The organism is Plasticicumulans sp. (genome assembly GCF_035331805.1).
Classification (GTDB): domain Bacteria; phylum Pseudomonadota; class Gammaproteobacteria; order Competibacterales; family Competibacteraceae; genus Plasticicumulans.
Window position 1 is genome coordinate 1 of the sequence record NZ_DAOLKE010000092.1, and the last position, 11484, is coordinate 11484.

Sequence of the window (11484 nt, forward strand, 5' to 3'; positions counted from 1 at the left end):
GCCGGGCGGGTCGAGCGCAGCGTCGATTTCGGAACGGGCAGCACGCTGGTTGATTTCAGGACTTTCCAGCGTCAGGGAGAAGCCTGGGCCGTGGCCGGCATGCAGCAGGCGGGCGGGCAGTTCGTGCTGCGCCTGCGCAGTCTGGTGAATGATCAGCAGAACCAGGTGGTGCTGCCGGCCGGCTATGCGCTTGCGGCCATCGATCTGATCGAAGCCAGCACCGGGCATGAAGGGCCTTATCTGGTGGCTTCGCAGCCGCGGCTGGTCAACCGTGAATCCGAAGCGGGTATCCGGCAGTTTTATCTGACCAGCACCTTCGCGCTGGCCAAGACCCACACGCTGCCGGCCTTGCGCTCGCTGCTTGCGCATGGCGTGTTCACCCAGCCTGACCCGGTGTTCGGTTTCGTGAACTTCATTGATGCCGAAGGCTATGCCGCGCAGTGGGTGGCAAAGGTGCAGTATGGCGGCGGTGCATACCGCTTCCGGTATCTGCCGGCTCAGGAAATCAGGATCGCCTACGAATGTCAGGGCACGGCTTCGATCTGTGTGGCTTCCCTGCGTCCTGATGGCCGGCTGATCGGTTTCGATGCAGCCAACCAGCGCTCATGGGTGTTGAACAGCAAGGAACAGGGCACGTATCAGCTGACCGGCAACTGAGCGCCTCGAAGTAACAGGCAAAGGCAGGGGAGATCGGCAGGCAGGCGGGCTTGCGGGATGCGCAGGACGCCTGCCTGCAGGACGCCGGTGATGCGGTGCCGGGGTTTGCGGCCGGCGGCGGGGACTGCGCACGGATGGTGGATGCAAGGCTGCAGCCGGCCGCACCGGCGGAGCGTCCGGGAAACCGGGCGGTTCCGGCCTGCGGGGCCCGGCATCGATGCACGGGAACGGACGGATATGGACGAAGCGAATCGGTACAGTTTCGGGATCACCCGCTTGCGGCCGGGAGCTTCCCGGCAGGGGCGTTCCGTACACATCGCCTGTGGACTGGTGGCGATGCTGATGGCCGTGGACATGGCCACGCTCGTGACGGCGCAAGTGCCGGGCGCATCAAAGGTTTCCGGCACCGATGCGGGCGGCCCCGTCGTGACGCAGCCGGTGCCCGAGCCGCTGGGTCGATACGCGCTGTTCGGCGTGGCCGAAAGCCCCCGGGACACGCCGCCACCCGCTGCAGCGCTCAAGCCGTCCGCCCGGCCTCAGCTGCGTCTGACCGGAACGCTGGCCGGTGCCGGGCACGGACTGGCCTTGATCTCGGTCGGCGGACAGGCCGAACAGGCCTATCCGGTCGGCGGGACCCTGGCCAGCGGATGGCGATTGACCGCCGTGTTCGCGGACCGGGTGCAGATCGCCGGCTTCGGCGAAAGCATCGAGGTGCCCATGCCGGCAGGCGAATCCGCCCTGGCGCGGACGAGCGCACCGCGCGATCCGGCCCCGGCAGTTTCCGGGGTGCCGGCGTTCCCGGCAGCGGCGGACGATCACGAGTTTTCAGAGGACGACCCGCAGGCCGGGTCCGCCCGCGCATCCGGCCGGCAGGAACGCACGCCGGTGGATGCGCGACCGATCGCGAGGCGCCTGCGGGGTGCCCCCCAGCCGGATGCGGCCCTGCGCCAGCTCGCCGGTTTCGATCCGGTCTCCCTTGCAGATCATCACGGCTATGGCCTGCGCCTGCGGCTGGGACCCGAGTCGTATCTGCTGACCCGTGCCGGCCTGCGCGAAGGCGATGTCATCGTGGCCATCGGCGGGGTGCTGCTGCAGGACGGGGCGCAGGCGCGTCAGCTGGCGATGGCGGCACTCGAGGCGACGGAGCTCGAACTGCGGCTCCTGCGCGAGAATGAGGAACTGACGATGGACTTCGACCTCGGGCGCAACTGAATGCCTGTCGGGCGAGGAAACGGACGGGTCATGTTTCGTGGATTTCTGCATGGCGCCTTCGCAGGCGTCGTCCTGTGCGCGGCAGCGACTGCGCAGGCCGGCCCCGTGACGCTGAATCTCAAGGATGCCGACATCGGCACGCTGGTCCAGGCGGTTTCCGAAATCACCGGCAGGAACTTCATCGTCGATCCGCGCATCAAGGCGCGCGTCACCGTGATTTCCTCGCGGCCGATGGACGAGCGGGATGTCTACGCGGTGTTCCTGTCGGTGCTGGCAGTGCACGGCTTTGCGGCGATTCCCGGCGACAAGGTCGTCAAGATCGTGCCCGAGGCCGATGCCAAGCAGGAAACGGTGCCTACCGTCGAGGACGGACGCCGCGGCGTCGAGGCCGACCAGATCGTCACGCGCGTGATCCAGGTACGCAACACGGCCGCCGCGCAGCTCGTGCCGCTGATCCGGCCGCTGATTCCGGCCCAGGGGCATCTGGCGGCCTTGCCCGGCCCCAACATGCTGGTGATCTCCGACAAGGCTGCCAACGTCGAGCGTGTCGGCGAACTGATCGCCCGCTTCGATCAGGCCGCCCGCGAGGACACCGAGGTCGTCACGCTGCAGAACGCCACGGCTGCCGACCTGCTGCCGGTGATCGCGCAGCTGGAGGCGAAGACGGGCGAGGGTGGCATGACGCCGGTGCGGGTCCTGGCCGACGAGCGCACGAACAGCCTCATCCTCAAGGGCGAGCAGCTCGCCCGCGCACGCCTGCGGCAACTGATCGAACGGCTGGATGCCCCGGTTGCCGGCCGGGGCAAGACGCAGGTCGTGTTCCTGCGCTATGCCCAGGCCAAGACGCTGGCGACGGCGCTGCAGGGCCTGGCCAAACAGCTGGCCGGTGCGGCCCGCAGCGCCGAGCCGGCGGGCGGCGGCGGCGGGGCGGTCAGTATCGAGGCCGAGGAGAACTCCAATGCGCTGCTGCTGACGGCACCGCCGACGGCGCTGCGCTCGCTGCTTGAAGTCATTGCGCAACTCGACGTGCGCCGCGCCCAGGTGCTGGTCGAGGCCATCGTCGCCGAGATCTCGCTCGAACGCTCCGCCAAGCTCGGCGTGCAATGGCTGATCGGCGACCGTCAGGGCGAGACCGTCGTCGGCATCGTCAATTTCGACAATCTGCTGAACACGCTGGCCGGGGCGGTCGCGGCGCGCGAGATTCCGCAGTCGCTGGCGTCGGGGGCACACGTGGCGGTGTCGGCCGGCGCGGGTTCGCTGCGCTTCGCAGCCCTGATCAGTGCGCTGAGCAGCGACGGCAACACCAACGTGCTGTCCACCCCCAGCCTGGTGACGCTCGACAACCAGGAGGCCGAGATCATCGTCGGTCAGAACGTGCCGTTCGTGACCGGGACCTTCACGACCAGCGTCGGTGGCTCGCTGGGCGCGGGCACCGGACTCGGCTCCGGCAGCAACGGTGCTGCGCTCGGGCTGGTCGGCAACCCGTTCCAGACGATCCAGCGCCAGGACGTCGGCCTGCAGCTGAAGGTCAAGCCGCAGATCAACGAGAACAGCGCCATCCGGCTCGACATCAGTCAGGAGGTGTCGAGTCTGGCCTCGGTTTCGCCTTCGCAGGGGCCGACCACCAACAAGCGTTCGATCAAGACCAGCGTCATGATCGAGGATGGCCAGCTGCTGGTGCTCGGCGGCCTGATCGACGACAGCGTCAATGATGCCGAGGACAAGGTGCCGGTGCTGGGCGACGTGCCGGTGCTCGGGGGGCTGTTCCGCTACCGCAACCAGAAGAAGGTCAAGCGCAACCTGATGATCTTCCTGCGGCCGGTGATCCTGCGCGACGGGGTGGCCGCAACCGCCGGCCGATACGCCGCGATCCGCGGCGTCCAGCAGCAGGCGGCCGCCGTCAGCGACACTCCATCGGCGGTGCTGCCCCCGTTCGACGAGCCCTATCCCGGGGCTTCGCTGGCGCTTGGCATCGGGCGCCGGCTGAGTTTCTTCGGCGACACGACGGTGTTCGGCTGGGACGATCCGGCCGTGCGTGCCTTCGATGCCAGCCTCGAACGCTGAATGTGCGATGAACGCTCCGGATCTGCCCTATCCGTTTGCCAAGCGCCACGGCGTCCTCGTGCTGGAGCGTGACGCGCGGGCGGTCACCGTCGGACTGCGGGCAAAACCCGCGGCAGCCGTGCTGATGGAAGCGCGCCGCGTGCTCGGCCTGCCCCTGCGGCTGCAGGTGCTGACGACGACGGAGTTCGATGCACGGCTCGCCGCTCGCTACTCGCAGGCCGCGGACGGGGCGGCCCGCATGATCGAGGACATCTGCGAGACCGACCTGGCTCGCGTCGCCCAGGCGCTGCCCGAGCCCGAGGACCTGCTCGAATCGGCGGACGATGCGCCGATCATCCGGCTGATCAACGCCTTGCTGACCGAGGCGATCCGCGAGCACGCGTCCGACATCCACATCGAGTGCTTCGAGACGCGGCTGAACGTGCGCCTGCGCGTCGATGGCGTGCTGCGCGATGTCCTGGCGCCTCCGCGCGCTCTGGGGCCGCTGCTGGTGTCGCGGATCAAGGTCATGGCGAATCTCGACATCGCCGAGAAGCGTCTGCCGCAGGACGGCCGCATCTCGCTGCGCGTTGCCGGCCACGCCGTCGACGTGCGCGTCTCGACGATTCCCTCGGGGCACGGGGAGCGCGTCGTGCTGCGTCTGCTCGACAAGCGCGAGGGGCGCATCGAGCTGTCGGCGCTCGGTCTCGGGGCGCAGGCCTCGGCGCTGCTCGACCGGCTGATCCACCGTCCGCACGGCATCCTGCTCGTGACCGGCCCGACCGGCTCCGGCAAGACGACCACACTCTACAGCGCCCTGACGCGCATCAACGAGACCAGCCGCAACATCATGACGGTCGAGGATCCGATCGAGTACTACCTCGACGGCGTCAGCCAGACCCAGGTCAACACGCGCATCGACATGAGTTTTGCCCGCGGGCTGCGTGCGCTGCTGCGCCAGGATCCGGACGTCATCATGGTGGGCGAGATCCGCGATCCGGAAACCGCCGACATCGCCATACAGGCGTCGATGACCGGGCATCTCGTGCTCTCGACGCTGCACACGAATTCCGCCGTCGGCGCCATCGCGCGGCTGCGCGACATGGGCGTCGAACCCTTCCTGCTCGCCTCGTCGCTGATCGGGGTGCTGGCGCAGCGGCTGGTGCGCCGGCTCTGCCCGCACTGCCGGCAGCCGGTTGCGGCCGGGGCCGCCGAGCGGCGCGAGCTCGAAGTCCCCGGCACCGCAGCGCTGCAGCTGCAGGTTGCCTGCGGCTGCCCGCAGTGCCGCTCCAGCGGCTATCGCGGACGCGTCGGGCTGTTCGAGCTCGTCGTCATCGATGAGGCGCTGCGCGCCGCCATCCATGCAGGTGCGAGCGAGGCGGAGCTTGAAGCCCTGGCGCGCACCCAGGGGCCGTCGCTGCGTGCCGACGGGGTGGCGCGCGTGCTGGCCGGCGACACCTCGCTGGCGGAACTGCTGCGCGTCACGCGCGAGCTGTCGGCATGAACGCCTACGGCTACCGGGCGCTCGATGCCGGCGGGCGCACGCGAAAGGGCGCGATCGAGGCCGACACGCCGCGTGCCGCCCGCAGCCTGCTGCGCGAGCGCGGGCTGATCGCGCTCGAACTGCAGCCGCTCGCGAGCAGCGGCGAGGAGCGGGGCGGACGTCCGGCCCGGGGGCTGGCCCCGACCGAACTCGCCCTGATGACCCGGCAGCTGGCCACGCTGATCGACTCCGGGCTGCCGGTCGAGCAGGCCCTCGCCGCGGTCGCTGCCGGACTCGGCCAGGGCCGGGTCGCCGGGCTCGTGCTCGCGGTGCGGGCCGGCATCACCGAGGGGCGTTCGCTCGCCGATGCGCTGGGCGACTTCCCGCGGGCGTTTCCCGATCTCTACGTCGCCACGGTCGCCGCCGGCGAGCGATCCGGCCTGCTCGCACCGGTATTCGAACGTCTGGCCGAGTACACCGAAGCGCGCCAGCAGCTGCGCCAGAAAATCGCACTCGCGCTGTTTTATCCGCTGCTGCTCGGCTGCGTCGCCACCGGGGTCGTGCTGGTGCTGCTGACCTGGGTGGTGCCGCAGGTCACCGGTGTGTTCGCCTCGCTGCACCAGGAGCTGCCGCCGCTGACGCGCGGGCTGATCGCGGTTGCGGACTTCCTGCGCGCCCGGGGCTGGATGCTGGGCGCCGTCCTGCTGGCCGGGCTGATCGGCCTGCTGCGCCTGCGCCGGATCGGTGCGGTGCGCGAGTGGCTCGATGCGCAGTATCTGCGCCTGCCGCTGTTCGGCCGCCTGCAGCGCGCACTCGATGCCGCCCGCTGCATGCGCACCTTCAGCATCCTGATCACCAGCGGCGTGTCGATGCTCGAAGCCCTGCGCATCGCAGCGCAGGTCGTCAGCAGCGTGCCGATCCGCCATTCCCTGCTGCTGGCGGCCGTGCGCGTGCGCGAGGGCGCGAGCCTCAGCAGCGCGCTGCGCGACAGCGGCCAGTTCCCGGCGATGACCGTGCAGCTGCTGGCCAGCGGCGAGGCCAGCGGCCGGCTCGGCGTCATGGCCGAGCGGGCCGCGTGCCAGCAGGAGCGCGAGGCGGAGATGCGCCTCGCCGCCTTGCTCGCCCTGTTCGAGCCGGTGCTGATCCTGACGCTCGGCGGCATCGTGCTGCTGATCGTGCTCGCGATCCTGCTGCCGATCTTCGACCTCAACCAGCTGGTTCACTAGACAGGACCACCATGTCCCCTGCATCACGCATGCGTGCCCGCGGCCTTCAGCGCGGCTTCACCCTCATCGAGATCATGGTCGTCGTCGTCATCCTCGGGGTGCTGGCGGCGATCGTCGTGCCGAAAATCATGGACCGGCCCGATCAGGCGCGCGTGGTCCGGGCGCGCCAGGATCTGCGCACGCTCGCGAGCGCGCTGGCGCTGTACCGGCTCGACAATTACGCGTATCCGAGCACCACCCAGGGGCTGGAGGCGCTGACCGCCCGCCCGGTCGATCCGCCGCTGCCGCCCCACTGGAAGGCCGGCGGCTACCTCGAGAATCTGCCCCGGGACCCGTGGGGACACCCCTACCTGTACCTGTCCCCGGGCCGGCACGGCGAGTTCGACCTCTGGTCGCACGGGGCCGACGGCCAGCCGGGCGGGGAAGGCTTCAATGCCGATCTCGGCAGCTGGGATGTCAACTGAGGCGCGGCGGCCGGCGGCCGGCTACACGCTGCTCGAAGTCATGATCGTCGTGACGATCATCGGCCTCCTGTCGGCGCTGGCCGTGCTGCGCCTGCCCGGCAGCGATGCGCCGGCGCGGGCCCTGGCCGCTGCCGGACGGCTCGCGCTCGGGTTCGCGGAGCTGCGCGACGAGGCGAGACTCACCGGCATGGCGCGGGGCATGGGCTGTCAGGCGCAGCTCTGCCAGGGCTTCCGTCCGGATGACAGCGGCCGGCACTGGCAGCCGCTGTCCGGCCCGGGCGGCGAGCCCCTGCGGATCGTGCTGGAGGAAGGGCTGACGGTGGCCTTCGATCCGCGCCTGAGCCCCGAAGCGCCGGCGCCGGCTGCCGATGCCGGCCCGCAGCTCCTGTACCTGCCAAGCGGCGAGGCGACCCCGTTCGTGCTGAACCTGCAGGCCGGCGGACGGGTGCAGGCGCGCCTGTCCGGCGATGCACTCGGGCGCCTGCAGACCGAGGCCGTGGCGCCGTGAGCCCCCGGTGCCCCTCGTCCGGCGGTGCCTCGTCCGGCTTCACGCTGCTCGAAGTCGTGATCGCGGTGCTCGTGATCGCGATCGCTTTCGGCGGCCTGCTGCAGGCGCTGGCGCTGCAGGCGGACCGGCTCGCCGAAATGCGCCTGCGCCTGCTGGCGGGCTGGGTGGCCGACAACCGCATCGCCGAAGTGCTGCTCGCGGCGTCGGCGCCCGTGAGCGGGGAGCTGCACGGCGAAACCCGGCAGGGCGGCGTTGCGCTGTACTGGCAACAGCGCAGCGCGCCGGGCGGGGATGCGAACCTGCAGCGCATCGACGTCGAGGTGGGGCGCGCCGGGGAAACCGCCGTGCTGGCCCGGCGCAGCGTGCTGCGCGAGCGCTGACCGTGTCGCGGCGTCCCTCGGGCTACACGCTGCTGGAACTGCTCGTGGCACTGGCCGTGTTCGCCGTGGTCATCACCGCCGCCTATGCCGGGGTCGTGCAGTTCCTGCGCACCGCGCAGCGCCTCGAAGCCGAGGCCCGGCGCGATGCCGAAATCCAGTTTGCCGTCGATCTGTTCGCCCAGGAGCTGGCCCAGGCCGTGGCCCGCCCCGTCCGCGATGCCCTGGGGCGGCGCGAGGCGGCGCTGCAGCTGCAGGGGGCGCAGTTGCTGTTCACGCGCACGGGCTGGCCGGCTCCGCCCGGTCAGGCGCGCACCGACCTGCGTCGCGTGCTCTATCGCCACGATCACGGGCAGTGGCTGCGCGGGGAACAGGCTGCGCCCGATCGCATCGATGCTGCGCCGCCATCGACGAGCGTGCTGCTCGGCGGCCTCGATGCCTGGCATCTGCGCTGTCTGACGCGCGATGGCCAGTGGCTGGAGCACTGGCCGCCCCGCGGCAGCGATGAAGCCTCGGCGCAACTGCCGCTCGCGATCGAGGCGGTGTTCGAGTTCACCGACCGGGGCAGCGTCCGCCGGCTGCTCACGCTGGTATCGACCTGGCCGGGGCCCGGATCATGAGTGCGCCACGCCAGCGCGGCATCGCGCTGCTGATCGTGCTGATCGCGCTGCTGCTGGTCGCGGGGATCGCCACGCGGCTGGCCTGGGTCGGTGCCCAGAGCCTGCGCCGGGCCGGCACGGCCCAGCATCTGGCCGAAGCCCGGCTGCGCGGCCTGAGCGCCGAGGCCTGGGCGCGCAGCCTGCTCGCGCAGGACGGTCGCACCACCACCACCGATCACCCGGGCGAGGCCTGGGCAACGCTGCCGCCGGTGCTGCCGTTCGAAGGCGGCGAGCTGCGCGGACGCATCGTCGATCTCGGCGGGCGGTTCAACCTCAACACGCTGCTCAATGCCGACGGCTCCGTGAACGAGGAGGCACTGGCACTGTTCCAGGGGCTGCTCGCGGCGCTCGACATCGATCCGCAGCGCAGCGCAGCCGTGCTCGACTGGCTCGACGCCGACGCAGAACCCCGCCCCGGCGGTGCCGAGGATGCCCAGTACGCCCTGCTCGCCCGGCCGCGCGCGACCGGCAACCGGCCGTTCGTCGACTTTGGCGAACTGGGCGCGGTGCAGGGCTTCGATGCCGCGATGCTGGCGCGTCTGGCCCCGCACGTGACGGCGCTGCCGATCGCGACGCCGATCAACGTCAACACGGCCAGCGGCCTGCTGCTCGGCCTGCTGCTCGGCTACGGTCGGGGCAGCGCGCAGGCGGCCCTGCAGCTGGAGCAGGCCCGGCCGCTGCCGGGCTATGCGAGCGAGCAGGCGTTTCTGGCGCAGCGAATCGCCGCCGCGCCCCGCTATCCGCTGGCCCTCAACAGCCGCTGCTTCCGGCTGGAGGTGCAGATCGACCTGGCCGGGGTGCGCGTGATGCAGCGCAGCCTGCTGATCCGCCCCGATGAAGCCGGCAGGCAGGCCCCGCTCGTGCTCTGGCGCAGCTTCGACGGCATGGCCCCATGAAGCCGGCCGGCACCGTGATCGTCCGGCTGCGCGCCGCCGGCCTTTTTGAATGGCAGGACGGCGGCGGCGTGCATGCCGGCGATGCCGGGGCCGTCGCCGCCGCCCTGCGGCGGCGGCGCTTCGTGCTCGCCATCGACACGAACGAACTGCTGCTGACCGAAGTCCCGCGGCTGAGCCGCCAGCGGCGCCTGCTGGCGCAGGCCCTGCCGGCGGCGCTCGAGGAAATGCTCGCGGAGGACATCGATGAGCTGCACTTCGCCACCGGACCGATCGAGGAGCGTCTGGCCGTGGCCGTGCTGCGCCGCAGCCGGCTGATCGAGCTGCTCGATGCCGGGTGGGCGGCGGGGCTGCAGCCGCAGGCGGTGCTGGCCGACGTGCTGCTGCTGCCCTGGCGGGACGGGCACTGGACGCTGCTCCATGAGGACGGGCAGATCCTGCTGCGCTGCGGGCGCTTTCGCGGCTATGCACTCAGCCCCGACGAACTGCCGGCGCTGCTGGAACTGCTGCAGGCCGAAATCGGCACCGGCGCGCACGAGCGGCCGCGGCTGCTGCTGCACGGCGATGCCCTGCCGCCCGCGACGATTCCGCCGGACTGGCAGTTCTCGCCGCAGGGCAAGGCAGGCTTCTGGCAGATCTGCACCGACGTGGTACGGGACCGCCTCGACCTGAGCGCCGGCCTGCAGCTCCGGCCCCGGGCGGAACCGCGCAACTACTGGCCCGTGGCCCTGCTGCTCGGGCTGTGGGCCGGGGTGCATCTGTATGCCGACTGGAGCGGGAACCAGGCGCTGGCCCGCGAGGAAGCCGTGCTGCAGGGCCGCGTCGGGGACCTGTTCCGCAGCCTGGCGCCCGATATCCGGCGCATGGTCCAGCCGCGCGTGCAGCTCGAACAGCGCCTGCGCGAGCGTGAACGTCAGGGCGGACAGGAAACCGGCCTGCTCGGCCTGCTCGGTGCGCTCGCCCCGCTGCTCGAAGCCGGCGATGCGCAGCTGATGGCCCTCAGCTATCGCGAGGGCAGCCTCGACTGCACGCTGAGCGGCGGCAGTCTCGATCAGCTGGAAAACCTGCGCCGCGGCCTCGACCGGGCGGGCCGGTTCAGCACGCAGCTGCAGTCCGCGCAGCGCGACAGCAGGGTCGAAGGACGCCTGACGATCCGGTTGAAGCCATGAACGCTTTCTGGTCACGGCTTTCGCTGCGCGAACGCTGGCTGCTGGCGGGGACGGGATGCATCGTGCTCGCCGCGGCGCTGTATGCCCTGGCCTGGGCTCCGCTTGCAGCCGAAAACGCCGCCCGGCGCCAGCGCATCCAGGCATTGCAGGCCGATCTGGCGTGGATGCAGCAGATGGCCCCGCGGCTGCAGCAGGCCGGTGCGCGAACATCCCCGGTCGAAGACGGCAACGCCCAGGCCCCCCTGCCGAGCCGCCTGGAAACCAGCCTGCAGCGTGCCGGCCTCGGCGCCGGGGTCCGCAGCATCGAGGCGAGCAGTGATGCGCGTGTCACGATCGCGTTCGAATCCGTCGCCTTCGATGCGCTGATCGGCTGGCTCGAAGCCTTGCAGCGCGAGCAGGGGATTACCGTCGGGCAGGCGGTACTGGAGCGTTTGCCGGCCCCGGGGCAGGTGCGGGCGCGGCTTGAATTCGGGGGTGGATGAGAGGGCAGGCCCGTCCGTCTGTCTCGCCGGCGATCGAGTTCTTGTTCCCGTCTGCCGGTCAGGCACAGGCCGGGTCATGGCATCAACGCGATGAAGCGCGCCGGCGGCAACCCGCTCTTCGGGTACCAGAGGGCGACGGGGCCGAGAGTCAGGCGGATGTTCGCCGCCGGCGGCGGATTTCATGTGTGTAACCATCGAGGCACGGAGAACGTGATTGATGTTGAGCCGTACGGTTGTCGATCAGATCGTCGCGGCGGCGTGCGCCGGCCATACCGCAATGGCTCTGGTCCGGCTCTGGCACCAGCTCGACC

At 70.8% G+C, this 11484-nt stretch carries 12 protein-coding genes; all 12 read left to right on the forward strand.

The window, feature by feature from the left end; all coding sequences use genetic code 11:
* Positions 1 to 657 (forward strand): hypothetical protein (locus tag PKE44_RS08610; RefSeq protein WP_324550103.1); only part of this gene is annotated, 657 nt, incomplete at its 5' end.
* A gap of 237 nt (positions 658 to 894) precedes the next feature.
* Positions 895 to 1869, forward strand: coding sequence for a type II secretion system protein N (locus PKE44_RS08615; RefSeq protein WP_324550105.1), 975 nt, complete (start codon positions 895 to 897; stop codon positions 1867 to 1869).
* Between the two features lie 105 nt (positions 1870 to 1974).
* The gene (gspD, locus tag PKE44_RS08620) at positions 1975 to 3933 is read left to right on the forward strand and encodes a type II secretion system secretin GspD (protein ID WP_324550107.1); all 1959 of its coding nucleotides are present in this window, start codon (positions 1975 to 1977) and stop codon (positions 3931 to 3933) included.
* Positions 3934 to 3940: 7 nt separating this feature from the next.
* The gene (gspE, locus tag PKE44_RS08625) at positions 3941 to 5416 is read left to right on the forward strand and encodes a type II secretion system ATPase GspE (protein ID WP_324550109.1); all 1476 of its coding nucleotides are present in this window, start codon (positions 3941 to 3943) and stop codon (positions 5414 to 5416) included.
* Positions 5413 to 6621: a type II secretion system inner membrane protein GspF gene (gene gspF / locus PKE44_RS08630; protein WP_324550111.1), complete on the forward strand. Its 1209-nt coding sequence runs from the start codon at positions 5413 to 5415 to the stop codon at positions 6619 to 6621. The genes gspE and gspF overlap by 4 nt, the downstream gene beginning before the upstream one ends.
* A gap of 11 nt (positions 6622 to 6632) precedes the next feature.
* A complete protein-coding gene (gene gspG, locus PKE44_RS08635; RefSeq protein WP_324550114.1) occupies positions 6633 to 7085 on the forward strand; it encodes a type II secretion system major pseudopilin GspG in 453 nt (150 codons plus the stop codon).
* Positions 7075 to 7593, forward strand: coding sequence for a GspH/FimT family pseudopilin (locus PKE44_RS08640; protein WP_324550116.1), 519 nt, complete (start codon positions 7075 to 7077; stop codon positions 7591 to 7593). Before gspG ends, PKE44_RS08640 begins: the two co-directional genes overlap by 11 nt.
* Entirely contained in the window at positions 7590 to 7973 is a 384-nt protein-coding gene (gene gspI / locus PKE44_RS08645) for a type II secretion system minor pseudopilin GspI (RefSeq protein WP_324550119.1), read from the forward strand. The genes PKE44_RS08640 and gspI overlap by 4 nt, the downstream gene beginning before the upstream one ends.
* Positions 7974 to 7975: 2 nt before the next feature.
* Positions 7976 to 8590 (forward strand): type II secretion system minor pseudopilin GspJ, encoded by a 615-nt coding sequence (gspJ, locus tag PKE44_RS08650; RefSeq protein ID WP_324550122.1) that lies wholly within the window; start codon positions 7976 to 7978, stop codon positions 8588 to 8590.
* On the forward strand, positions 8587 to 9525 hold the full coding sequence (gspK, locus tag PKE44_RS08655; protein WP_324550124.1) for a type II secretion system minor pseudopilin GspK: 939 nt from the start codon (positions 8587 to 8589) through the stop codon (positions 9523 to 9525). Before gspJ ends, gspK begins: the two co-directional genes overlap by 4 nt.
* Positions 9522 to 10691, forward strand: coding sequence for a type II secretion system protein GspL (gene gspL / locus PKE44_RS08660; protein WP_324550127.1), 1170 nt, complete (start codon positions 9522 to 9524; stop codon positions 10689 to 10691). The genes gspK and gspL overlap by 4 nt, the downstream gene beginning before the upstream one ends.
* Positions 10688 to 11173, forward strand: coding sequence for a type II secretion system protein GspM (gspM, locus tag PKE44_RS08665; protein WP_324550130.1), 486 nt, complete (start codon positions 10688 to 10690; stop codon positions 11171 to 11173). The genes gspL and gspM overlap by 4 nt, the downstream gene beginning before the upstream one ends.
* Positions 11174 to 11484: the final 311 nt, after the last annotated feature.

Bases quoted from the DNA above. Each gene is read 5' to 3' on its own strand.
- PKE44_RS08615 (WP_324550105.1), top strand. From the start codon at position 895: ATGGACGAAGCGAATCGGTACAGTTTCGGGATCACCCGCTTGCGGCCG.
- gspE (WP_324550109.1), top strand. From the start codon at position 3,941: ATGAACGCTCCGGATCTGCCCTATCCGTTTGCCAAGCGCCACGGCGTC.
- gspF (WP_324550111.1), top strand. From the start codon at position 5,413: ATGAACGCCTACGGCTACCGGGCGCTCGATGCCGGCGGGCGCACGCGA.
- gspG (WP_324550114.1), top strand. From the start codon at position 6,633: ATGTCCCCTGCATCACGCATGCGTGCCCGCGGCCTTCAGCGCGGCTTC.
- PKE44_RS08640 (WP_324550116.1), top strand. From the start codon at position 7,075: ATGTCAACTGAGGCGCGGCGGCCGGCGGCCGGCTACACGCTGCTCGAA.
- gspK (WP_324550124.1), top strand. From the start codon at position 8,587: ATGAGTGCGCCACGCCAGCGCGGCATCGCGCTGCTGATCGTGCTGATC.
- gspL (WP_324550127.1), top strand. From the start codon at position 9,522: ATGAAGCCGGCCGGCACCGTGATCGTCCGGCTGCGCGCCGCCGGCCTT.
- gspM (WP_324550130.1), top strand. From the start codon at position 10,688: ATGAACGCTTTCTGGTCACGGCTTTCGCTGCGCGAACGCTGGCTGCTG.